This window comes from Nonomuraea gerenzanensis, assembly GCF_020215645.1.
Taxonomy (GTDB): domain Bacteria; phylum Actinomycetota; class Actinomycetes; order Streptosporangiales; family Streptosporangiaceae; genus Nonomuraea; species Nonomuraea gerenzanensis.
Window position 1 is genome coordinate 6527729 of record NZ_CP084058.1, and the last position, 22916, is coordinate 6550644.

At 73.4% G+C, this 22916-nt stretch carries 23 protein-coding genes; 13 read left to right on the forward strand and 10 right to left on the reverse strand.

The genetic code is table 11. The annotated features are described in order from the left end of the window. Window positions 1-6: 6 nt before the first annotated feature. Window positions 7-1206, forward strand: coding sequence for a mannose-6-phosphate isomerase, class I (manA, locus tag LCN96_RS30570; protein ID WP_225265876.1), 1200 nt, complete (start codon window positions 7-9; stop codon window positions 1204-1206). A gap of 60 nt (window positions 1207-1266) precedes the next feature. After that, entirely contained in the window at window positions 1267-1968 is a 702-nt protein-coding gene (locus LCN96_RS30575; protein WP_225265877.1) for a flavin reductase family protein, read from the forward strand. On the opposite strand, the gene LCN96_RS57170 is transcribed toward LCN96_RS30575, so the two are convergent. Beyond that, on the reverse strand, window positions 1946-3550 hold the full coding sequence (locus LCN96_RS57170; protein WP_311131957.1) for a bifunctional NAD(P)/FAD-dependent oxidoreductase/class I SAM-dependent methyltransferase: 1605 nt from the start codon (window positions 3548-3550) through the stop codon (window positions 1946-1948). The genes LCN96_RS30575 and LCN96_RS57170 overlap by 23 nt on opposite strands. A gap of 94 nt (window positions 3551-3644) precedes the next feature. Between LCN96_RS57170 and LCN96_RS30590 the strand changes: the two genes are divergently transcribed. Next, window positions 3645-4223 (forward strand): helix-turn-helix domain-containing protein, encoded by a 579-nt coding sequence (locus tag LCN96_RS30590; protein ID WP_225265878.1) that lies wholly within the window; start codon window positions 3645-3647, stop codon window positions 4221-4223. Between the two features lie 6 nt (window positions 4224-4229). Here the strand turns inward: LCN96_RS30590 and sigJ are convergent, their stop codons facing one another. The 4 genes from sigJ to LCN96_RS30610 all read right to left on the reverse strand — a co-directional run bounded on the left by sigJ (window position 4230) and on the right by LCN96_RS30610 (window position 8860). Then, complete coding sequence (gene sigJ, locus LCN96_RS30595) at window positions 4230-5114, reverse strand: RNA polymerase sigma factor SigJ (protein WP_225265879.1); 885 nt, start codon at window positions 5112-5114, stop codon at window positions 4230-4232. 68 nt (window positions 5115-5182) lie between these two features. Next, on the reverse strand, window positions 5183-6571 hold the full coding sequence (locus LCN96_RS30600) for an amino acid permease (protein ID WP_225265880.1): 1389 nt from the start codon (window positions 6569-6571) through the stop codon (window positions 5183-5185). A gap of 57 nt (window positions 6572-6628) precedes the next feature. Continuing rightward, window positions 6629-8029, reverse strand: a complete 1401-nt coding sequence (locus LCN96_RS30605) for an AMP-binding protein (RefSeq protein WP_225265881.1) — start codon at window positions 8027-8029, stop codon at window positions 6629-6631. Between the two features lie 243 nt (window positions 8030-8272). After that, complete coding sequence (locus LCN96_RS30610; protein WP_225265882.1) at window positions 8273-8860, reverse strand: CGNR zinc finger domain-containing protein; 588 nt, start codon at window positions 8858-8860, stop codon at window positions 8273-8275. 59 nt (window positions 8861-8919) lie between these two features. On the opposite strand from LCN96_RS30610, the gene LCN96_RS30615 reads away from it, so the two are divergent. The 4 genes from LCN96_RS30615 (at window position 8920) to LCN96_RS30630 (ending at window position 12574) form a co-directional block, all read left to right on the forward strand. Then, window positions 8920-10212: an MFS transporter gene (locus LCN96_RS30615; RefSeq protein ID WP_225265883.1), complete on the forward strand. Its 1293-nt coding sequence runs from the start codon at window positions 8920-8922 to the stop codon at window positions 10210-10212. 78 nt (window positions 10213-10290) lie between these two features. After that, complete coding sequence (locus LCN96_RS30620) at window positions 10291-10887, forward strand: TetR/AcrR family transcriptional regulator (RefSeq protein ID WP_225265884.1); 597 nt, start codon at window positions 10291-10293, stop codon at window positions 10885-10887. A 64-nt stretch (window positions 10888-10951) separates the two neighbouring features. Further along, window positions 10952-11743, forward strand: a complete 792-nt coding sequence (locus LCN96_RS30625) for a maleylpyruvate isomerase family mycothiol-dependent enzyme (protein WP_225265885.1) — start codon at window positions 10952-10954, stop codon at window positions 11741-11743. 60 nt (window positions 11744-11803) lie between these two features. Further along, the gene (locus tag LCN96_RS30630; protein ID WP_225265886.1) at window positions 11804-12574 is read left to right on the forward strand and encodes an alpha/beta hydrolase; all 771 of its coding nucleotides are present in this window, start codon (window positions 11804-11806) and stop codon (window positions 12572-12574) included. Between the two features lie 7 nt (window positions 12575-12581). Here LCN96_RS30630 and LCN96_RS30635 read toward each other — a convergent pair whose 3' ends face one another. Then, window positions 12582-12746: a hypothetical protein gene (locus LCN96_RS30635; protein WP_225265887.1), complete on the reverse strand. Its 165-nt coding sequence runs from the start codon at window positions 12744-12746 to the stop codon at window positions 12582-12584. Window positions 12747-12837: 91 nt separating this feature from the next. Further along, entirely contained in the window at window positions 12838-13638 is an 801-nt protein-coding gene (locus LCN96_RS30640) for an SDR family oxidoreductase (RefSeq protein WP_225265888.1), read from the reverse strand. 161 nt (window positions 13639-13799) lie between these two features. Between LCN96_RS30640 and LCN96_RS30645 the strand changes: the two genes are divergently transcribed. From LCN96_RS30645 to LCN96_RS30655, 3 genes are read left to right on the forward strand one after another with little or no spacing between them, the layout of a single operon-like run. After that, entirely contained in the window at window positions 13800-15194 is a 1395-nt protein-coding gene (locus LCN96_RS30645) for a family 2B encapsulin nanocompartment shell protein (protein ID WP_225265889.1), read from the forward strand. A gap of 27 nt (window positions 15195-15221) precedes the next feature. Continuing rightward, window positions 15222-16367, forward strand: coding sequence for a family 2 encapsulin nanocompartment cargo protein terpene cyclase (locus LCN96_RS30650; protein ID WP_225265890.1), 1146 nt, complete (start codon window positions 15222-15224; stop codon window positions 16365-16367). Window positions 16368-16406: 39 nt separating this feature from the next. Further along, window positions 16407-17264: a geranyl diphosphate 2-C-methyltransferase gene (locus LCN96_RS30655; protein ID WP_225265891.1), complete on the forward strand. Its 858-nt coding sequence runs from the start codon at window positions 16407-16409 to the stop codon at window positions 17262-17264. Here LCN96_RS30655 and LCN96_RS30660 read toward each other — a convergent pair. Beyond that, on the reverse strand, window positions 17150-18724 hold the full coding sequence (locus tag LCN96_RS30660) for an MFS transporter (protein ID WP_225265892.1): 1575 nt from the start codon (window positions 18722-18724) through the stop codon (window positions 17150-17152). The genes LCN96_RS30655 and LCN96_RS30660 overlap by 115 nt on opposite strands. Window positions 18725-18834: 110 nt before the next feature. Between LCN96_RS30660 and LCN96_RS30665 the strand changes: the two genes are divergently transcribed. Next, on the forward strand, window positions 18835-19611 hold the full coding sequence (locus LCN96_RS30665; RefSeq protein ID WP_225265893.1) for an SDR family oxidoreductase: 777 nt from the start codon (window positions 18835-18837) through the stop codon (window positions 19609-19611). Here LCN96_RS30665 and LCN96_RS30670 read toward each other — a convergent pair. Further along, a complete protein-coding gene (locus tag LCN96_RS30670; RefSeq protein ID WP_225265894.1) occupies window positions 19608-20456 on the reverse strand; it encodes an alpha/beta fold hydrolase in 849 nt (282 codons plus the stop codon). The two genes, LCN96_RS30665 and LCN96_RS30670, sit on opposite strands and share 4 nt — an antisense overlap. A gap of 159 nt (window positions 20457-20615) precedes the next feature. Here LCN96_RS30670 and LCN96_RS30675 point away from each other — a divergent pair, with 159 nt between their 5' ends. Next, window positions 20616-21293 (forward strand): Dps family protein, encoded by a 678-nt coding sequence (locus tag LCN96_RS30675; RefSeq protein ID WP_225265895.1) that lies wholly within the window; start codon window positions 20616-20618, stop codon window positions 21291-21293. Between the two features lie 76 nt (window positions 21294-21369). Here the strand turns inward: LCN96_RS30675 and LCN96_RS30680 are convergent, their stop codons facing one another. Continuing rightward, window positions 21370-21834 carry a VOC family protein gene (locus LCN96_RS30680; RefSeq protein ID WP_225265896.1) on the reverse strand — a complete coding sequence of 155 codons (465 nt, stop codon included), beginning with the start codon at window positions 21832-21834 and terminating at the stop codon, window positions 21370-21372. A 126-nt stretch (window positions 21835-21960) separates the two neighbouring features. Here LCN96_RS30680 and LCN96_RS30685 point away from each other — a divergent pair, with 126 nt between their 5' ends. After that, on the forward strand, window positions 21961-22914 hold the full coding sequence (locus LCN96_RS30685; RefSeq protein WP_225265897.1) for a TolB-like translocation protein: 954 nt from the start codon (window positions 21961-21963) through the stop codon (window positions 22912-22914). Window positions 22915-22916 lie beyond the last annotated feature (2 nt).

A 22916-nucleotide genomic window follows, 5' to 3' on the forward strand; every position in this document is an offset into this window, starting at 1 on the left:
ACGCCCATGCGCCTGGCCACCACCATCCGCCCCTACGACTGGGGGTCGGTCACCGCCCTGCCCGAGCTGTTCGGCACCGAGCCGACCGGCGAGCCGCAGGCGGAGCTGTGGATGGGCGCCCATCCAGGAGCCCCCTCGACCGCCGGCGGTGTCCCGCTGAACGAGCTCATCGCCCGCGACCCGGCCGCCACGCTCGGGGAGCGCTGCGCCGAGCGGTTCGGCCCCGTCCTGCCCTACCTGCTCAAGGTGCTGGCCATCGAGCGGCCCCTCTCGCTCCAGGTCCACCCCACCACCGCGCAGGCCGAAGCAGGCTACGCCGACGAGAACGCCCGCGGCATCCCGCTGGACGACTACGCCCGCACCTACAAGGACGCCTCGCACAAGCCCGAGATGGTCTGCGCGCTCACCCCCTTCCACGGCCTGTGCGGCTTCCGCTCCCCCGAGGCCGCCGCCGACCTGCTCGACCGGCTCGCCGTGCCCGGCCTGCGCCACTGGATCGAGACACTGCGCACCGGCCAGCCGCCGCGCCCCGAAACGCCCGGCCAGGCTGCGCCTGCCGGAGACCCCGGGCAGGCGCTGCGCGCCGTGTTCGCCGCGATGCTGGACGACGCCGCGCGCCCGCTGCGTGCGGAGGCCGAGGCGGCCCTGCTGGAGTCGCAGGACTCCGGCCTGGCGGTCTACGCCGGCATCGCCCGCGCCTACCCCGGCGACCCCGGCATCCTGGCCGCCCTCCTGCTGAACCACGTCACGCTCCGCCCCGGCGAGGCCCTCTACCTCGGCGCCGGCGTGCCGCACGCCTACCTCGGCGGCATCGGCGTGGAGATCATGGCCAACTCCGACAACGTGCTGCGCTGCGGGCTCACCTCCAAGCACGTGGACGTGCCCGAGCTGATGCGGGTCGTGGACTTCACCCCGTCCGACCCGCACCGCGTCGAGCCGGTGGCCGATGGCTCAGGCGGCTACGACTACCGCCCGCCCGCCCCCGAGTTCGCCCTCACCCGGTACGAGCTGACCGGCGCCGGCGAGCACCCCCTGCCCGGCGGCGTGCCGGGCATCGTGCTCTGCGTCGAGGGCGAGACCAGGCTCGGCGACGACCTGACGCTGCGCCCTGGCCAGTCCGCCTTCGTGCCCGCCGCCGCCGCGTCGCCGCGGGTCTTTGGAAAGGGCACGGCTTATCTCGCCCAGCCCGGCGCCTTTACAATGTAGATTTCTGGGGCGGGAACGTTTCGTCCCTGGGTTGAACGTCCCGTCCCTAGGCTCCTGGCCGTGACCGACCACGTGACCATCGAGCCCAGCATCCTGTACTTCGGCACCCCGGTCGTGCTGCTCACGACCGAGAACCCCGACGGCACCTTCAACCTCGCGCCCATGTCCTCGGCCTGGGCGCTGGACCGGGTGATCGTGCTCGGGCTGGGCGAGGAGGGGCAGAGCGCCCGCAACCTCGCGGAACGTCCCGAGCTGGTGATCAACCTGCCCGCTCCGCACCAGTGGGAGGCGGTGGAGCGGCTGGCGCCGCTGACCGGCCGCTTCCCCGTGCCGGACACCAAGCACGCCGGGTGCCGCTTCGAGCCCGACAAGTTCGGCGCCGCCGGCCTGCGGCCGGAGCCCTCCGACGGGGTCCGGCCGCCGCGGGTGGCGGAGTGCCCGCTGCAGTTCGAGGCGCGGGCGCAGCGCGTACGGCGGGACGCGTCGGCCTCGTTCGTCATCGTCGAGGCCCTCGTCACCGCCGTGCACGCCGACCCGCGCCTGGTGGTGCCGGGGACCCAGCACGTGGACCCGGCCGCGTGGAGCCCGCTGATCTACAACTTCCGCCACTACTTCGGGCTCGGCCCGCAGCTCGGCCACTCCTACCGCACCCAGACCCCCACTGTCACGGGCGGCACTGTCACGGGCGGCACTGTCACGGGCGGCACTGTCACGGGCGGCACCGTCACGGGCGGCACCGTCACGAGCGCCGCCGGATCGTGAGCACGTTGTCGGTGCGGGTGGTCGGCTCGCCGTCGGGGCCCTTCTGGCTGCGCTCGAACTCCTCGCAGCGCAGCACCTCCCACTCCCCCTCCCCCGGCTCCAGGGAGTCGAGCACCTCCTGCGGCGTCGGGAAGTGCACGTCGGGGTGGTCGTGCTGCCAGGCCGACCAGCCGGCGTGCCCGGCGACCAGGAGCACCCCGCCGGGCGCGACCGCGGCGGCGGCCCTGCGCAGGATCCGCTCGCGCGGCATGTCGCCGGTGGAGTGCAGGTAGCAGGCGCTGACGAGGTCGTAGACCCCCTCGGGGAACGACTCGCCGAGGTCGTGCCGCTGCCAGTCGATCCGGTCCCCCACCCCGGCCTCCTCGGCGTGGCGGGCGGCGCGGCGCAGGGCGACGCCGGAGATGTCGGCGGCGGTGACCTGCCAGCCCCTGGCCGCCAGCCAGATCGCGTCGCCGCCCTCGCCGCTCCCGAGGTCCAGCGCGCGGCCCGCCGGCAGGCCGGAGACCTCCTCGACGAGCACGACGTTCGGGTCACCGCTCCAGATGCGCTCGCTCTGGCGGTAGCGGGTGTCCCAGGACTCCTCCTCCGTCAGCCCCTCCGGCGCCTGGCCGTGCCCGGTGTTCGCGAACGCGGCGCGGCGGGCGGCCACGGCGGCCCTGGCCTCCTCGCCGACCAGGTCCGCGTTGATGGCCGCGCCGGCCCGCACGCCCGCCGCGGCGGCGCTGACGACCTGGTCCATCACGTTGTGCACATTGCCCGCCACGTACACGCCCGGCACCTCGGTCTTGCCCATGGGGTCGGCGGGGACGTAGGTGCCGACGACGAACCCGTTCATCTCCTGATCGGCCGTCTCCAGCCCGAGCCCGCCGAGGCCGTCGAGCCGGGCGTTCAGCCGGGTGCCGACGGCCAGCGCCTGCCGCGGCACCTGCTTGCCGTCGGCCAGCCGCACGCCGGTGAGCCGGTCGCCGGTCACCACGACGCCGGTCACCTCGCCCTCGACCACGGTGACGCCCCTGGCGGCGAGCTGCTCGCGGGCCTCCTCCCCCGGCTCGGGGGCCGTGTGCAGGAAGAGGGTCACGTCGTCGCTCCACTGCCGCCACAGCAGCGCCTGGTGCGCGGCCAGCGGATTGGTGGCCACGACGCCGATGGCCTGGTCACGCACCTCCCAGCCGTGGCAGTACGGGCAGTGCAGCACCTCGCGGCCCCACCGCTCGGCCAGGCCGGGCACCGGCGGCAGCTCGTCCACCAGGCCGGTGGCGACCAGCAGCCGGGCCGCCTCGACGGCGGCGCCGTCCTCCAGGGTGACGCGGAAGCGCCCGTCGGCGAGCCGCTCCGCCGCCGTGACCACGCCCGTCACGACCTGTCCCCCGTACGAGGCCACCTCCGCGCGGCCGGTCGCCAGCAGGTCGCGGGGCGGCACGCCCTCGTGCCCGAGCACCACGTGCACACCCTGCGCGGGGGCGTTCCTGGGCTGCCCCGCGTCGATCACCAGCACCTTGCGGCGCCCCCGGGACAGCGCGAGGGCCCCGCTCAGCCCGGCGGCCCCGCCACCGATCACCACCACGTCGTACGTCGCGTCCATGCGCGGCTCCTCTCGCTCGTTCACTGTCGCGCCACTGTGCGTCACCCGCTCAGCGGTTGACAAACTTCGTTGCCGAAATGGCAAAGTAGGCCGGATGGAACTCGATGAGGTGCTGCAGGCGGTGGGCCCGCGGCTGCGGGCGATGCGCCAGGAGCGGGGCACGACGCTGGCGGAGCTGTCCAGGACCACCGGCATCTCGGTCAGCACGCTGTCGCGGCTGGAGTCCGGCGGGCGCAGGCCCACCCTGGAGATGATGCTGCTGCTGGCCGACGCCTACCAAGTGCAGATCGACGAGCTGATCGACGCTCCCGTGACGGGTGACCCGCGGGTGCACATGCGGCCGGTCAAGCGGCACGGCATGACGTACGTGCCGCTGAGCCGGCGGCCGGGCGGGCTGCAGGCGTTCAAGCAGATCTACCCGCCGGGATGGCCGGGCTACGAGCCTGAGCAGCAGGTCCACGAGGGTTACGAGTGGCTGTACGTGCTGGCCGGGCGGCTGCGGCTGCTGCTCGGCAGGCATCACGTGGTGCTGGCGGCGGGCGAGGTGGCCGAGTTCGACACCCGGACGCCGCACGCGTTCGTCAACGAGGCCGACGAATACACCGAGGTGCTGGCCCTGTTCGGGCCGCAGGGCGAGCGCATGCACGTACGCGCCCGCCCCGCGGCGAGGTGACGTTGCTCAATCGGTGACGACCAGGTCGAGCCGGGCGAGCCGGTCCGGGTCGGCGAGGATGTCGATCTCGACGATGCGGCCGTCCGTGATCGTGAAGCTCATGACCGCCGACGGCTTGCCGTCCACGGTGTTGACCACCCCTGCCAGGCCGTTGACCAGCGCGGCGTGCGCGGTGGACGGCGAGTAGCGGCGGAAGGTCAGCGCCTGGCCCGCCACGTCGGCCGCGCCGCGGATCTCGGCCAGGCCGCCGCCGGTCAGCGCGCCCGCGTCGGCACGCAGCACCGCGTCCGGGTCGAGCAAGGACACCAGCGCCGCGAAGTCACCCCGGTGCGCGGCGGCGATGAACGCCTCCACGATCTTCCGCTGCCTGCCGAGGTCGGGGTCGGGCACCGGCGCGGCGCCGCGCACCCGCCGCCTGGCCCTGCTGGCGAGCTGCCTGGCCGTGCCGGGAGAGCGTCCGACGAGCGGCGCGATCTCCTCGAACGGCACCGCGAACATGTCGTGCAGCACGAACGCCAGCCGCTCGGCCGGGGTCAGCGACTCCAGCACCACCAGCAGCGCCAGCCCGACGGAGTCGGCCAGCAGCGCCGCCTGCTCGGGGTCCGGCCCCGAGGCCGGGCTCACCACCGGGTCGGGCAGGCGCGCCTCCAGCGGCTCCTCGCGGCGCGAGGTGCGGGCGCGCAGCATGTCGAGGCACACCCGGCCGACGACCGTGGTCAGCCAGCCGCCCAGATTCTCCACGTCGCCGGGGTCGCTGCGGCTCAGCCGCAGCCACGCCTCCTGCACGGCGTCCTCGGCCTCGCTGAGCGAGCCCAGCATCCGGTACGCCACCGCCTTCAGATGCCCCCGGTGCTCCTCGAACCGGCTCGCCAGGAATTCACGATCGTTCATCGGGCCTCGTCTCACTGTCGTGCGTCCGTCACCGCAATGACGTTCGCGGGCGGGCCGATGTGACACGCTCACTCCAGGACGGAGTGCCGCTTGCTGTAGGCGAAGTAGACGATCAGCCCGAGCAGGAACCAGGCGGCGAAACGCAGCCACGTCACCGGGGCGAGGAAGGTGATCAGCCAGATCGAGAACAGCACGCCCACGGCCGGCACCACGGGCATCCACGGCGTGCGGAACGAGCGCGGCAGGTCCGGCTGCCTGTACCGCAGCACGATCACCGCCACGCACACGACCACGAACGCCAGCAGGATGCCGATGTTGGTCAGCTCGGCCGCCTCCCTGATCGGCAGGAAGCCGGCGATCAGCGCCGAGGCGACGCCCACGATCCAGGTGACCCGCGTGGGCACCCGGCGCACCGGGTGCAGCTTGGCGAACCAGGCGGGCAGCAGCCCGTCCCTGCTCATCGAGAACCAGATGCGGGTGACGCCGAGCATGAAGGTGAACATGACGGTGAGGATGCCGACGATGGCCCCCACCGCGATGACCGAGGCCAGCCCCGACAGCCCGGCGGCGGCGAAGGCCGAGGAGAAGCCGCTCTCCGGGTCGATGTCGCGGTAGTTCTGCATGCCGGTCAGCACCAGGCACGCCAGCACGTACAGGATCATGGAGATGACCAGGGAGTAGATGATCGCCTTGGGCATGTGCCGCTGCGCGTCGCGCGACTCCTCGGCCGCGGTGCTCATCGCGTCGTAGCCGAACACGGCGAAGAAGACGGTGGCGGCTCCGGTGATGGCGCCGCCGACCCCGTACGGGAAGAACGGGGTGTAGTTGGCGGTGTTGATGTGGAAGAAGCCGACCACGACGACCAGCAGCACCACCGCGACCTTGATCCCCACCACGAACGTCTCGAACCTGGCCGCCGCGCGGATCCCCAGGTTCAGCAGCGCCGCGATGATCAGGCACAGCACCACCGCGAACAGGTCCACCACGTGCCCGGGGCCGGTGCCGGGCGCGCCGAGCGACCAGGCGGGCAGCGTGAGGCCGAGCTGCTGGACCAGGAAGCCGAAGTAGCCGGAGATGCCGATCGCCACGACCGCGACGATCGCGGTGTACTCCAGCAGCAGGTCCCAGCCGATGAACCAGCCGACGATCTCCCCGAGGACCGCGTACCCGTAGGTGTAGGCCGAGCCGGCCTTCGGGATCAGGCCGGCGAACTCGGCGTAGGAGAGCGCGGCGGCGGCGCTGGCGATGCCCGCGATGAGGAACGACACGAGCACGGCCGGGCCCGCGGTCTCGTGGGCGACCGCGCCGGCCAGGGCGAAGATGCCCGCGCCGATGATGCCGCCCACCCCGATCGCCGTGAGCTGCCACAGGCCGAGCGATCTGGACAGCTCGCCCTCGTGTTCGGTGGCGATCTGCGCCACCGGTTTGCGCCTGAAGACGCTGCGCGAAGTGACCATGACGCCCCCACTGACGATGTCCGGTCCGTGGGTGCGGCCTTCCCTCCTGTGCGGCGGCTAACCTGCGGCACGCTGCCTGAGGACGTTCTTTTGGATCTTGCCGGTGGAGGTCTTGGGCAGCTCGCAGAAGACGACCGCCTTCGGGGCCTTGAAATGCGCCAGGCGGGCGCGTACGTGCTCGATGAGCTCCGCCTCGGTGGCGTGGGCCCCGGCGGCGAGGGTGACGTACGCGACGGGCACCTCGCCCCAGTGCGCGTCGGGCCGGGCCACGACCGCGGCCTCCTGCACGGCGGGGTGGCCGACCAGCACGTTCTCCACCTCGACGGAGGCGAGGTTCTCGCCCCCTGAGATGATCACGTCCTTGGCCCTGTCGACGATCCACACGTACCCGTCATCGTGCACCACGCCCAGGTCGCCGGTGCGGAACCAGCCGTCGGGGGCGGCCTTCTCCGTGGCCGCCGGGTCCCGGTGGTAGCCGATCATGACGTCGTTGCCGCGTACGGCGATCTCGCCGACCGTGGTGGCGTCGGCGGGCACGTCGCGGCCGTCGTCGGCGACGACGCGGATGCGCTGGGCGATCACGTTGCCAACGCCCTGGCGGGCGGTCAGCGCGGCGGACTCCTCGATCGGCAGGCCCCGCCATTCGGGCTGGGGCTGGCAGATGACGGCGGGCCCGTAGGTCTCGGTGAGCCCGTACAGGTGGATCACGTCGATGCCGGCCTGCAGCGCCCGGCCCAGCAGCGCGGGGCTCGGGGGCGCGCCGCCGACGCAGGCCAGCAGGCGCGGGTCGAGGGCGTCCGCCGGGGCGTCCGGATGGGCGAGCAGCGAGGTCAGGACGGTCGGGGCGCCGCACAGGTGGGTGACGCGGTGCTCGCGGATCAGCCGCCACACCTCGCCCGGCTCCATTTTGGGCAGGCAGACGTGCCGGGCGCCGGCCAGCGTGACCGCCCAGGGGAAGCACCAGCCGTGGCAGTGGAACATCGGCAGCGTCCACAGGTAGGAGGAGGCGGCGTCCAGCTTGGTGTGCAGGGCCATGGCGAGCGCCTGGAGGTAGGCGCCGCGGTGGTGGTACACCACGCCCTTGGGACGGCCGGTGGTGCCGCTGGTGTAGTTGATCGACAGCGGGGTCAGCTCGTCCTCCACCCTGACCAGCAGCGGCTCTCCCGCGGCGACGAGCTGCCCGTACTCGGTGGCGGGGACCAGCCGGCACCCGGTGCCCGCCGCCGGCACCCCGAACGTGGCCTCCAGCAGCAGGTGCCCGTTGCCCGCCAGCACCGCCACCCGGTCGCCCGGCCGCACCCCGGCCGCGGCCAGCGGGCCCGCCAGGCGCTGGACGCGGTCCCACAGGGTGGCGTAGGTGAGCTGGAACCCGCCGTTCACGACGGCGAGCCGCGGGCCGAAGACGGTGGCGGATCGTTCGAGGAAGGTGGTGGGGGTCAGGGGCTCGTACGACAACATCCGCGGTCTCCTCCGGCTGCCGGGGTCGTGACTGCGCACTACGAATGGTGACCCCTGCTGCCGGAGGCAGGCGAGACCTCCGGAGCGATCTCGCGACCGGGACGGCCGGCGCATGGCGCGGGCGGCGGGCTCGCGGCGACTGGCTCGCGGTGCCGGACTCGCAGTGGCGGACTCGCAGTGGCGGACTCGCGGCGGCGAACTCGCGGCGGCGAACTCGCGGCGGCGGGCTGGCAGTCGGGGAGCTCAGTCCGGGCCGCCGCGCCCGGTGGGGCGGGCGGCGGAGCGGGCGCGGAAGGCCGCCGCCTTGGTCCTGCTCTGGCACGAGCGGGAGCAGAACTGGCGCACGCCGTTGCGGGAGGCGTCCACGTACACGCGGTCGCACTGCCTGGCCTGGCACAGCCCGAGCCGCCCGCCGAGGTCGCTGCCGATGGCCAGCGTCAGCGCGGAGGCGATGCCCGCGCTCCAGCCCACGGCGAGGCTGTCGTCGGCGCCGTGGAAGTGCACCTGCCACGGCTCGCCGGGCGCGCGGTCGAGCTGGGGCCGCGCGCCCGTGCTGATGACGAGCGCGTTGACGAGGGCGGCGGCGTCGTCGTCGCGGCCCGCGTCCATGGCCTCGAACACGCGGCGCACCTTCAGCGTGGTGCCGGCCAGGTAGAGGGCCTCCTCCATGGACACCGTCACGTTGCCCGGCAGCACGGCGCGGATCATGTCGGGCAGCGACTCCCCCTTGGGCGCCACGTAGGGCCTGCCCCGGTCGCCGCCGTCGGTCAGCACGTTCACGAGCGACACCGCGGTGTCCAGCAGGATCGCAACGTGACTATCGAACAGCACTTGACTGGTCACTCCTGAGGTCGTAGCGTCCGTGACCGACGTTAGCAGTTTCGTCGGTCATGCGGGAGGTGAACGTGCCGATCAGGGGGCTCCGTGCGGAGCGTCTGCCGCGTACGGTGTGGTGGCTCGTGCTGGCGCGGGCGATCAACCGGCTGGGGGCCTTCTCGGTCGGGTTCCTGACGGTGCTGATCACCGCCGAGTTCGGGGTGAGCGCGGTCGCCGCCGGGGTCGTCGCCGCCGCCTTCGGCCTGGCCACCATCCCCTCGCGGCTGCTGGGCGGCGTGCTGGCCGACCGGCTGGGCCGCCGCCGCACGATCGTGGCGGGGCTGGTGGGGTGCGCGCTGGCGCAGGCGGGCATCGCGGTGTCGGGGTCGGTGGCGATGGTGGCCGGGTTCGCCGTCCTGCTCGGGCTGGCCTTCGAGGTCTACGAGCCGCCGTCGCAGGCGATGATCGCCGATGCCGTACGCCCGGCGCAGCAGGCGCAGGCGTTCAGCCTGTTCAACACGGCGCTGGCGGTGGGCGGCATGGGCGCCGGGCTGATCGCGGCCGGGCTGGGCCGGTGGGATCTGCGCTGGCTGTTCGTCGCGGACGCCGTCTCGTGCCTGCTGTGCGCGGTCGTGATCCGCCTCGTCCTGCCCGCGGACCGCCCCGCCCCCGTCCCCGTTCCCGCCCCCGACGCCAGCCCCGGCGCCAGCCCCGGCTCCGCCCCCGACGCCAGCTCCGGCTTCGGCCACGGCTCCGGCTCCGGCTCCGGCGGCCCGAGCCGGGGGACGTGGGCGGCCTGGCGTGACCGCAGGCTGCTCGTGCTGCTGCTCTCCGGCACCCTGTTCGCGGTGATCTTCATGCAGGTCGGGATGGCGATGCCGCTGGCGCTGGCGCGGCGCGGCATGGAGGCGGCCGACGCCGGGCTGCTGTCGGCCGTCGCGGCGGTCGTCATGGTGCTCTGCCAGCCACTGCTCAGGTGGACGGCGGCGCTCTCCCACCACGCGGCGATGACCTGGGGCTACCTGCTGCTCGCCACGGGCCTGGCCGGCTACGCCGCGTCGGGCGGGCTGCCCGGCCACCTCGCCGCGACGCTCGTGTGGAGCGCCGGCGACGTGCTGATGTTCGGGCGCAGCTACGCCCTCGTCGTGGACCTCGCACCCCCGGACGCGCGCGGGCGCTACCTGTCGGTCTTCGGCACCTGCTGGGGCTTCGCCACCGTGCTGGCACCCTTGAGCGGCACCCAGCTCCTCGACCGCGCGGGGCCGGAGGGCCTGTGGGGCGGGCTGGCCGCCGCCTGCCTGCTGCTGGCCGTCGCGCAGCACACCGTGATCAGGCCGCTGCTCGACAGGCAGGCTCCTGCGCTATAGTGGGCGCGGGCCCACCATAGTGGGCACACGCCCACCCAGTCAACCCGGGGGCGTTTCCCAGGTGGAAGAGGATCGACGATGCCGACAGGGGTGCACCTCCGCGATCCGCGCGAGCAGCTCTTCGCCGCCGCCGAGCAGATCCTGGAGCAGGAGGGCCCGGACGCGCTCACCAGCCGGGCGGTGACCCTGCGGGCCGGGTGCGCCAAGGGGGTCCTGCACCGGCACTTCGAGTCCTTCGACGCCTTCCTCGCCGAGTACGTCCTCGACCGCATCTCCCTGCTGCAGGCCCAGGGCGCCGTCCTGCGCGACTCGGCCGGGACGGGCACCGTGGCAGGCAACCTCACCGACGCCCTGATCAAGCTCTTCGGCCCGGCCGCCGTGTCGATCGTCGCCCTGGTCACGTTCAACAACCAGCTGCGCGTCCGGCTGCGCGAGGCGCGGGCCGCCGGCGGGGTGCCGATCATGACGGAGATCGGGCAGGTGCTCGCCGGCTACCTCACCGCCGAGCAGGGCCTGGGGCGCCTCGCTGCCGACGCCGACGTCTCCAGGCTCGCGCCGACGCTGGTGGGGGCCGCGCACCTGATGTTCGCCGGGCTCGACGGCCTGCCGCCGTGGCCGGAGGACGTCCGCGACGTCGTCGTCTCGGTGCTCGGGAGCGCACTGACGTCCCGGTGACGCCGCCCGGCCGGGACCGGCGCCCGCACCTGACCATCACCCGCACACACCCTCTGGAGAACGCATGAGCAACCCAGACGCGGTCATCGCCGCACTGCGCACCGGACACGACTCCCTCGCCGCCACCGTGTCCTCGTTCGCCGAGGGCGACCTGGCCCGCCCCTCGGGCGCCTCCGAATGGGACATCTCCCAGGTGCTGAGCCACCTCGGGAGCGGCGCCGAGATCGCCCGAGCCACCCTGCGGGCCGCCCTCGACGGCGAGCCGCCCCGCGGGCAGGACTTCATGCAGTCCGTCTGGGACCGGTGGAACGCCATGACGCGCGGGGATCGCGCCGACGGCTTCCTGCGCTCGGACGAGGAGCTGATCGCGCTGTACGAGTCGCTCGACCAGGACACCCGCGCCGGCCTCCGCGTCGACCTGGGCTTCCTGCCCGCGCCGGTCGACCTGGCCACGGCGGGGCGGCTGCGGCTCAGCGAGCTGACCCTGCACGCCTGGGACGTGCGCGTCGCCTTCGACGAGCACGCCACCCTGGCCCCCGAAGCCGTCCGCCAGCTCCTGCACGGCGAGCCTGACCTCACCGGCTGGCTCGGCAGGCCGGAGCAGCTCGGCGGCGAGCACGCGGTCGTGCGCGTGACCACCAGCGAGCCGGAGTCGGAGTTCGCGCTGCGGCTGAGCGAGCAGGTCAGCGTGGACTTCGACCTCCCCGACAAGGCCGACGGCACGTTGCGGCTGCCGGCCGAGGCGTGGCTGCGGCTGGTGGCCGGCCGCCTCGCGCCGCGCCACACCCCCGAGGGCATCGCCACCACCGGCGCCGCCGACCTCGACCTGCTGCGCCGCGTCTTCCCCGGCTACTGAGCGGGCACCGTCCGCCGGGCCGCTAGCATCCATGCTCGATCGACACGAAAGGCACGGAACATGATCGAGCACCCCCTGTGGCCCACGGCCGGCGCCGCGACCGTCACCGCCTTCCCCGTCGCCCGGGAGGACGGGCCGGCGCCCGCCATCGTGGTGTGTCCGGGTGGTGCCTACCATCACCTGGCGGAGCACGAGGGCGCGCCGGTCGCGCGGTGGCTGAACTCGCTCGGCATCGCCGCGTACGTGCTGCGCTACCGCATCGCGCCGCACCGCCACCCGCTCCCGCTCCTCGACGCCGCCAGGGCGGTGCGCTGGGTGCGGCACCACGCCGCCGGCCACGGCGTGGACCCGGACAGGGTGGGGGTGCTCGGGTTCTCGGCGGGCGGGCATCTGGCCGGGCTGCTCGCCACCGAGCAGGGCCCCATGCTGACCGAGGGCCCGCACGACGCCGTGGACGAGGCCGACCCCCGGCCGGGGCTCGCCGTGCTGTGCTACCCGGTGACCGCGCTGGCCGGGCCGTTCGCGCACCGCGGCTCGTCCGACAACCTGCTCGGCGCGGACGCGCCCGAGGCGGTGCGCGAGGAGCTGTCGCTGGCGAGCCGGGTGACCGGGGGCACTCCGCCGGTGTTCCTGTGGCACACCGCCGACGACGAGGCCGTGCCGGTCGCGAACACCCTGATGCTCTCCCAGGCGCTGGCCGGGCACGGCGTCGCGCAGGAGGTGCACGTCTACCCCAGCGGCAGGCACGGGCTCGGCCTGGCCGGGCAGGACCCGGTCGTGGGCGACTGGACCGCGCGGTGCGCGGCCTTCCTGCGCGGCCAGGGGTGGTGACCCGGGCTCAGGCCGCCTGGTCGGCGGCTCGCATGCGCTCGAAGCCGGCCACGTACTGGCGGTAGACGTGCTTGTCGTTGAGCCGCAGCAGCCTCTCGTCGTTGCGGCGCAGCGAGGTCTGGTGCAGCACGGCCTTGACCTCCTCGTCCGCGATGCCGTACACGACCTGCACGCGGCAGCCGTCGCAGTCCAGGCCGGGGCAGACAGGGCTCTGCTCGGCATGCGGGGACTCCTCCGGCGTTACGGTCAGCCCGCGTGCGGGACTAGAACTCGCGCCAGTCTCCGGAGCTGAGCGCGGAGGCGCCCTGCGGCCCCATGAGTGTCATGCCGCCGTCCACGAACACGGTCGCGCCCGTGACGTAGGAGGCGGCAGGCCCGGCGAGGAAGGCCACGACGGCGGCGACCTCGCGGGCGTCGCCCGGCCTGGGGATCGGGTTGCCCGGCCGGCTGCCCTGCTGCGGCGGCAGGTCCTCCTGCCCGGTCATGGGGGTGGCGATCTCGCCCGGCGCGACCGTGTTGACGGTGATGCCGTGGTCGGCCAGCTCCAGCGCCAGCACCCGGCTGAACATGCGCAGCCCGCCCTTGGCCGCGCAGTACGGCCCCGAGCCCAGCTTCGGGAACTCCTCGTGCACGCTGGTGACGTTGACGACCCGCCCGCCGCGCCCCGCGGCCACCATGCGCCTGGCCGCCCGCTGCGCGCACAGGAAGGCGCCGTCGAGGTCCACCGCCAGGATCTCCCGCCAGCGCGCGTAGCCCATCTCCAGCAGCGGCTCGTGGCTGCCGGTGCCCGCGTTGTTGACCAGCACGCCGAGCCCGCCCAGCTCGTCGGCCAGCTCGTCCACGACCGCGGCGGCCCGTTCCGGGTCGGTCAGGTCGTGCTGCCGGATCGCGGGCGCCTGGCCGGGACCGCGGACCAGGCGGGCGGTCTCCTCGGCGCCGTCGCGATCGGAGTGGTAGGTGATGCCCACGTCGAAGCCCTGCTCGGCCAGCGCCACGGCGGTGGCCTTGCCGATGCCGGAGTCGGCTCCCGTGACGATGGCCACGCGGTCGTATGCGTCGTTCATGATCTCTCCCTTCCCCCGGTGACCGGCTGAAACGGGAAGTGGCGTCCAGGCCACATCGGGCTAACCCCGCCGACAGCATTCCTATCGATCAAGAGACTCTACGCTCAGTGGCCATATAACTACTTTTAGTAGCGACTGCCTGTCCGACCTGCGGAGGAAAAATGCCCACGGACCCGATGGAAACCCGGCTCAGCCTGGACACCCGGGCCGCGCGCAATCTGGCCACGACCACCAAGACGCGGCCGCAGATGCAGGCCATCAGCTCCCGCTGGCTGCTGCGCATGCTGCCCTGGGTCGACGTGCGCGGCGGGACCTATCGGGTCAACCGGCGCCTGACGCACCGGCCGGGGCGCGGGCGGGTCGGCGTGGTGCCGGGCGGGCCCGAGCACGTGCGGATCGTGCCGGGGACGCTGACCGAGATCCCGGCGCTGCGCGGTTTCGGCGACGACGACGTGCTGACGGCCATCGCCGGCGAGTTCGCCGTGCGGGAGCTGCGGCCCGGCGACGTCGTGGCCGAGGAGGGCGACCCCGTCACCGGCGCCTGGGTGATCGCGCACGGCCGGGTCGAGCGCCTGTCCACCGGCCCGTACGGCTCCCCCCAGTTCCTCGGCGTCATCGCCGACGGCGACCAGTTCGGCGACGAGGTGCTGACGGAGGAGGACGCCCGCTGGCCGTGCACGTTCAGGGCGGCCACGCCGTGCACGGCCCTGTTCGCGCCACGCGACGGCCTGCGGCGGGTGGCCGACCGGTCGGCGCCGCTGCGCGAGCACCTGGCGGGCTACCTCGACACGCTGAGCAGGCCGGCCAACCGCCGCGGCGAGGCGGCCGTGCACCTGTCGGCCGGCCACACCGGCGAGCCGGTCCTCGACGGTACGTTCGTGGACTACGACCTGCACCCCCGCGAGTACGAGCTGAGCGTCGCCCAGACCATCCTGCGCGTGCACACGCGGGTCGCCGACCTGTTCAACGACCCGATGAACCAGATCGAGCAGCAGCTCCGCCTGACCATCCACGAGCTGCGCGAGCGCCAGGAGTCGGAGCTGCTCAACGACCCCGAGTTCGGGCTGCTTCACAACACCGACTACGACCAGCGCATCTACACCTGGTCGGGCCCGCCGACCCCCGACGACGTGGACGAGCTGATCAGCATGCGCCGCAAGACTCGCCTGCTGCTGGCCCATCCCAAGGCGATCGCGGCGTTCTTCCGCGAGTGCAACAAGCGCGGGCTGGTGGTGGGCAGCACCGAGGTGAACGGGCACGAGGTGCCGTCGTGGCGAGGCATCCCGATCTTCCCCTGCGGCAAGATCCCGGTCTCGCCCCACCGCACCACGTCGATCCTGGCGCTGCGCACGGGCGAGGACGACCAGGGCGTCGTCGGGCTCTACCAGACGGGCATCCCGGAGGAGTTCGAGCCGGGGCTCAACGTGCGCTTCATGGGCATCAACTCCCAGGCCGTGATGTCGTACCTGGTCAGCGCCTACTACTCGGTGGCGGTCCTGGTGCCCGACGCGATCGGGATCCTCGAGGGCGTCGACGTCGCCGCCCCGCGCTCGTGACCCGCCCAGTCCAGGAAGAGGCGCGTTATGTCTGACATCCCGGCCGGGCCGACGGGCCTGGGCTCGTACACGCTCAGCCTGCGCTCGGCGCTGCGGCCGTACCGGCACACCTTCCAGGACGACGACGGGCACCAGCCGCCCTCCTACGGCGGCTCCGGCAGGCGCGGCAGCCCGAGCCTGGCGCCGCTCGCCTACCGGGAGCTGGAGTGGGGCGACGGCACCTACCCGCCGCTCTACTGCCCGGAGGCCGACCGCGTGGACGACGAGCTGGGCGCGGAGGTGGACCGGCGGCTGGTGGCCTGGGCGGAGCGGATCGGGCTGCACGAGGGGCGGATGGCGGAGTTCGCCTCGACGGGGTTCGGGCGGCTGGCCATGCTGACCCACACCGACAGCGACGACCCCGACATGCTGCTGATCGCCGCCCAGATGAACGCCGCCTGGTGGGCCGCCGACGACTACTACGCCGACGAGACCGACCTGGGCGCCACCCCCACGGAGCTGCCGCCGCGCCTGGCGCTGGTCATGTCGGCCATGGACCCGCCGCCGGACGCCGGCCGCTACACCGAGCAGCTCGAGGAGGCGATCACCAGCGACCCGGTGCTGGTCTCGCTGCGCTCGGCCACCAGCCACGCCGCCCGCCACTGCACCTCGGCGCAGGTCATGCGGCTGTGCAACATCACCAGCCAGATGTACGTGAGCTGGGACGCCTACGCCGCCTGGCGGTACCTGGAGACACCGCCGCCCGTCTGGCGCTATCTCGCGGCCCGCCAGCACGACAGCTTCTACACCTCGATGGTGCTCATCGACATCGTCGGCGGCTACGAGCTGTCGCCGCACCTGTTCGCCGAGCGCCGCTTCCACACCGCGCTCATGCAGGCGGGCACCGCCGCCGTGCTGGTCAACGACCTGCACTCGGCGGCCAAGGAGGCGGCCGACGAGCTGCCCGACTCCAACGTGGTGCTGCTCATCGCCGAGGAGGAGGGCTGCTCGACCCGCGAGGCCGTCGAGCGCACGGTGAGCCTGCACAACGCCTTCGTCCGCGGGTTCGAGCAGAGCCAGCGGGAGCTGTCGGCCCTGCCCTCCCCCGAGCTGAAGCGGTTCCTGCGCGGCGCGCAGGCGTGGATGGCCGGGGGCATCGAGTGGCACGGCAGCACGAGCCGCTACCGATCCTGACCACGACGACCGTACGACCGCAACAGGAAGGAGCCCGAGGTGACCGTCACCCCGAACGCAGTCCCCGTTCTGAGCAGCCTCTATCAGCAATCCGTCGCCGACTACTGGAACACCGAGGAGAACCCGGTCAACCTGCGCCTGGGGGAGGTGGACGGCCTCTACCACCACCACTACGGCATCGGCGAGGTCGACTGGTCGGTCCTCGACGGCCCCGCCGAGACCAGGGAGAGACGGGTCGTCAACGAGCTGCACCGGCTGGAGAGCGCGCAGGCGGAGACGCTCATCGCGCACCTCGGCCCGCTGCGCCCCGAGCACCGCGTCATGGACGCGGGGTCCGGCCGCGGCGGCTCCAGCTTCCTGGCCAACCTGCGCACCGGCTGCCAGGTGGACGGCGTGTCGATCTCCGAGTCGCAGGTGGCCTTCGCCAACCAGCAGGCCAAGGAGCGCGGCGTGGACGACCGGGTGCGCTTCCACTTCCGCAACATGCTCGACACCGGCTTCCCCACCGGTGACTTCCAGGCCATCTGGAACAACGAGAGCACGATGTACGTCGAGCTGTCGCTGCTGTTCGCCGAGCACTCCAGGCTGCTGCGCCGCGGCGGCCGGTACGTCTGCATCACCGGCTGCTACAACGACGCCTACGGCCTGCCCTCGCGGGCGATCAGCCAGATCAACGCGCACTACATCTGCGACATCCATTCGCGCAGCACCTACTTCAAGGAGCTGGCCGCCAACCGGCTCGTCCCCGTGAGCGTGGTGGACCTGACGGCGGCCACCATCCCCTACTGGGAGCTGCGGGCCAGGACGCACCTGGCCACCGGGATCGAGGAGGCCTTCCTGGAGGCGTACAAGAGCGGCAGCTTCCAGTACCTGCTGATCGCCGCCGACCGCGTCTGACGGCCCGGCCCTCTCCCCCTCCCCCTGCTTCGCTGCACGCCCGGCAGCCCCCCTCGCGGCAACGCGTCCTGCCTGCCGGGCCGCCGGTGCGCCGGCAGGAACGCGGCGATCGCGAAGGCGAGCAGCGACGCGCCGCAGCCGATCGCCATGACCAGGCGGAAGCCGGCGGGCGACGGCACGGCCGGCGTGCCGGACCCGACCGTGAGCCGGGCGAGCACGACCCCGGCCACGGCGCTGGAGATCGAGGTGCCGATGGCCCGCGAGAGCGTGTTGAGGCTGTTGGCGGCGGCCGTCTCCGCGATCGGCACGGCTGACATGATGAGCGCGGGCATGGCCCCGTACGCCAGCCCGATGCCGGCCCCGATCACCGACGAGACGAGCACGAGCTGCCAGACGGCCGACATCAGCACCACCCCCAGCGCGTAGCCGGCGGCGACCACCAGGGCGCCCGCCATGAGCGTCACCTTGGGGCCCCGGGCGCGTGACAGGCGGGCCGACACCGGCGCCATCGCCATCATGACCAGCCCGGACGGCGCCAGCACCAGGCCCACGTCGAGCATCGTGGCGCCCAGCCCGTAGCCGGTGGAGGCGGGCAGCTGCAGCAGTTGCGGCAGCACCAGCGACATGGCGAACATGGCGAACCCGAACACGACCGAGGCCAGGTCGGTCAGCAGCACCTGCCGCCCGGCGGTGGTGCGCAGGTCCACCAGCGGCTCGCGGGCGCGCAGCTCCCACCGGCCCCATGCCGGCAGCACGACGGCCGACGCGCAGAACAGGCCCACCGTGACCGGGCTCCCCCACCCCCAGTCGGCGCCCTTGGAGACCGCGATCAGCAGGCACGTCAGCCCGGCCGACAGCCCCGCCGCGCCGGCCACGTCGAAGCGCCCGCCGCTGCGCACCTCCGACTCGGGCACCAGCGCCAGCACGAGCACGGCGGCCACGGCGCCGAACGCGGCCGACGTCCAGAACAACATGTGCCAGTCGGTCCGCTCGGCCAGCAGGGCCGCCGCGGGCAGGCCGAGCGCGCCGCCCACCCCGAGCGAGGCGCTCATCAGGGCGGTCGCCGAGCCTAGCCGGTCGGCGGGCAGCTCGTCGCGCATGATGCTGATGCCCAGCGCGATGACGCCGGAGGCGGCGCCCTGCAACGCCCGCCCGGCCACCATGGGGGCCAGCGTGTCGCTGAGCCCGCAGACGGCCGAGCCGATCACCAGGAGGGCGAGGCTGATCAGCAGCATGCGCCGCTTGCCGTACATGTCGCCCAGCCGGCCCACGACGGGCGTCGCGACGGCGCCGGCGAGCAGCGTGACGGTGATCGCCCAGGTGGCGTCGGTCGGGGTGGCGTGCAGCAGGCGGGGCAGCTGCGGGATCAGCGGGATCACCGCGGTCTGCATGAGCGCGACGACGATCCCGGCGAAGGCCAGCACCGCCACGACGGCCCGCGGTTTCCTGACGGAGGGCATGCAAGCAGCGTCCGGTCCAAGATCCCGGCCGTCAACCCGCGCACGGCGCGCGGGGCCGCCCCCGGATATCGGTTGCCTGCCGGGCGGGTCGTCCTCCATGATCGGGTCGCGTGACGACCGCACCCTCTTCCCCAGTCCCCCGCCCGCTGGCGCTGGTCACCGGCGTCGGCCGCACCGCCGGGATCGGCGCGGGCATCGCCGCCCGCCTCGCCGCCGACGGCTGGAACGTCGCCTTCACCTGCTGGACGCCGTACGACGAGCGGATGAGCTGGGGCGTCGAGGCCGGCGCGACCGGCGCCATCACCGAGACCCTCGCCGCCCACGGCGCCGCCACCGCGGCCGTCGAGGCCGACCTGTCGGACCCGGACGCCCCCGCGTTCGTCTTCGACGAGGCCGAGCGGCGCCTCGGCCCCGTCACGGCGCTGGTCCTGTGCCACTGCGAGTCGGTCGACTCGGGCCTGCTCGACACCAGCGTGGAGAGCTTCGACCGGCACTTCGCGGTCAACGCGCGGGCCACGTGGCTGCTGATCCGCGAGTTCGGCCGGCGTTTCACCGGCGCGCACGGCACCGGCCGGATCGTGGCCCTGACCAGCGACCACACGGTCGGCAACCTGCCCTACGGGGCGAGCAAGGGTGCCCTGGACCGGATCACGCAGGCCGCCGCGCACGAGCTGGCCCACCTCGGCGTCACGGCCAACGTCGTCAACCCGGGGCCGATCGACACCGGCTGGATGTCGGCGCAAACCCGGGAGCAGATGGTGCGCCTGACCCCGCTCGGCCGGCTCGGCACCCCGCACGACACCGCGAACCTGGTGTCCTTCCTGTGCTCGCCGCAGGGTCAGTGGATCAACGGGCAGCTGCTGATGAGCAACGGCGGCCTGGCTTAACCCGTGCGGCCGAGGAACGCGGTGACCGCCGCCGCGAACCGCCCGGGGTCGTCGAGCCACGGGAAGTGGCCCGCGCCCCGCTGCACGACCAGCTCGGCGCGGGGGAACAGCGCGGCGTACTCGGCGGCGACGCCGGGGATCGTGTTGAGGTCCAGCTCCCCGGCGAGCAGCAGCACCGGCGCGCCGAACCGGGCCAGCGCCGCCCGTGTCGCCTCCGGGTCGTAGGCGCCCGGCCCGCCGTACACGGCGGCGGCCTCGGCGTTCCTGCGCCGGTCGCAGAGCGTCTGGAACTGCCTGGCCGCCTCGTCCCACCGCCCGAACACGAACGGATCGACGGCCGCCCAGGTGTCGGCGGTGGCGTTGCCCGCCTGGATCTCCCGCAGGGCGGCGAAGGCCTCGGGGAACCAGGGCTCGCCCGCGCGCAGCTCGGCGGCCTCCATGCGGGCCTGCGGGGTGGGCTCCAGGTCGACGGCCTTGGTGCTGGGGGCGATCAGCAGGAGCCGGGCGACGCGGTGCGGGTGGCGGGTGGCGTACAGGACGGCGAGGTTCGCGCCGGCGGAGTGGCCGAGCAGGTCGATGCGGTCGAGGCCGAGGTGCTCGCGCAGGGCCTCGACGTCGGCCACGAGCCGGTCGCAGCGGTACGTGCCGGGGTCGGCCGGCTCGGCGGAGTCTCCGGTGCCCCGGGGGTCCGTGAGGATCAGCCGCCGGTGCTCGGGCAGGCCGCCGAGGTCGCCGAGATAGGTGCTGTCCTGCATGGGGCCGCCGGGCAGGCAGATCAGCGGGTCGCCGTCGCCGGCCACGTGGTAGGCCAGACGGGTTCCGTCGTGGGCCGAGTAGAAGGGCATGCCGGAGATCCTCGCAACCACGCCCCGCGCGGGGCAATCGGGTTTCTCGCCCGTTGAGCTGCGCAACCTTTGCCATGCGCTGGTCCGCGCCGAGGGTCGTTCGGCGGGCGTACGGGAAGGTTCGAGGTCGGATCGGCTCAATTCCACCTGGAGATGATCGTGCCCGCCAAAACCAGAAGCAGCACCAAAGCGACGACGAAGAAGCAGTCGAGCAGCCAGCCGTGGCTGCACGTCGACGGCACCGAGATCCAGGAGTTCGGCACCGTCAGGACGTGGCCGCTGGGCCTGTCGGACGAGGCCCGCGAGTACGCCTGCGAGCGGCTGAACCAGATCCTGGCCGACACGCAGATCCTCTACGCCCTGTACAAGAAGCACCACTGGCTGATGCGCGGCCCCACCTTCTACCAGCTCCACCTGCTGCTGGACAAGCACGCGGACGAGCAGCTCAAGCTAGTGGACCTGATCGCCGAGCGCGTCCAGACGCTGGGCGGCATCGCGGTGGGCGACCCGCGGCACGTCGCGGAGATCACCGTGGTGCCGCGCCCGCCGAACGGCGCGGAGGAGGTGCCGGCGATGTTGTCGAGGCTGATCGAGGCGCACGAGACGATCCTCGTCGCCTCGCACGACGCCGCCTCCCGCGCCGATGAGCTGGGCGACGACGGCACCAACGACCTGCTGGTCTCCGACGTGATCAGGACCGGGGAGCTGCAGACGTGGTTCCTGGTCGAGCACCTGGTGGACACGCCGCTCGTGGAGACGCCGCACGACGGTCAGGCCCGCACGCCGCAGAACGGCCAGGCCCGCGCGCCGCGCCGGGGCACGCGTTCGGCCAAGTAGCCGCCCGTCTCCGGGTAGCAGGCGGCGGCCGAGCCGGGGCTCAGCCGCCGGCCGCGGTTCAGCGCTGTGTGCCTGCTCAGCCCTCGGTGCCGAACCCGCCGAGCGCCTCGCGCTCCTCCTGCGTACGCAGCTCCTGGAAGACCGTGATGTGCAGGCCCGCGGGCGCGTCGAGCCGGGCGTTGAGCGACTCCCAGGGCGTCACGGTGGGCGGCGCCACCTCGGCCGCGCCCGCCGAGACCAGCCGTTCCGCGGTGCCCCTGGCGTCGTCCACCTCGAACGCGACGCGGATCTTGGGCGCCACCTGCCGGCCCACCTCGACCTCGTCGATCATCACCTTCTGCGCCGGGTTGGCGATCTCCAGCGTGGCGCGGCCCGCGTCGAGGATCGTCACGCGCGCACCGTCGCCGCCCGAGAACGCGGCCTGCTCGGGCAGGCCCAGCACATCGCGGTAGAAGGCCAGCGCGGCCTCGTAGTCCTCCGCCTCGACGACCAGCCTGAGCTGGCGGACCGGCGGGGGCGGGGAGGTGGGGTGCGTGGTCATGGACGGGCTCTCCTTCGTGCTTCAGCTGTTGCCTTCTGTGCAACCGGGCGGCCCCGGCACTTCATCCCGGGGATATGATCTTCGAATTCGCCCGGCTCTGGCCCTGGAGGACGTGTGGTTCCGTACGTGACCGTCTTAGCGACCCTGACCGCCGCGCTCGGCGCCCCGCCCGCCCAGCCCGCCGCCGGCACGGCGCTGCCGGGCACGGGTGCGACGGTCGTGGCCGACCTGGCCGGGCGGCCCGTGCAGCTCACCTCCTACGCCCCGCTCTCCCCCGACGGGCAGCGGGCCTGGAGCCCGGCCAAGAAGGCGTTCGTCGAGAGTGACGGTCCGTTCACGGTCTCCCCCGGCGAACGCTGGGAGGCCACGCTCGTCCGGGGCGCCCGCTCCCGCGTCGCCGTCCCGCCCACGGTGCGCCTCCTGGACCGGCGGACCGGCCGCGCGAGCGAGGTCCGGCTGCCCGTCCCGAAGGACCCCGAGGGCAACCACCTCAACACGCTCTGGCCCACCTGGTCGCCCGACGGCCGGCACCTGCTGCTCAACGTCTTCGAGCCGGGCCACGAGCCGCGCTCGGAGGGCATCGTGCTGATCGACGTGCCCTCGCTGAAGGCCCGCTTCGTCCGCATCGAGAACGCCCTCATCACGGTCGGCGGCTTCCAGTGGACCCGCGACAGCAAGGGCGTGGTGGTGCGCTGGGGCAGGAACGGCGCGTCCACCATCCGCCGGTACGACCTCACCGGCGCCGTCGAGCGCACCTGGAAGGTCCGCGGCCGGCCCGTCGGCCACGGCCTCGGCACGTTCTCCCCGTCGGGGCGCCGCTTCGTGACGGCCTGCACCTCGCTGGAGAAGGCCGCCTGCGTCTGGGACACCCGCACCGGCAAGGCCGTCACCCGCATCGACGTCGCCTTCAGCGCGGTCTGGGGTCCCGTGCTCGGCTGGTACGACGAGCGGCACCTGCTGGCGCCCGTACGGGACGGCTTCGGCGTCGTGGACCTCACGGGCAAGGTCGTCGAGACGCTGGTGAAGGTGGACGAGAAGCAGCAGATCTACCCCTGGTTCGACGCCCGCGTCAAGCGCTGACC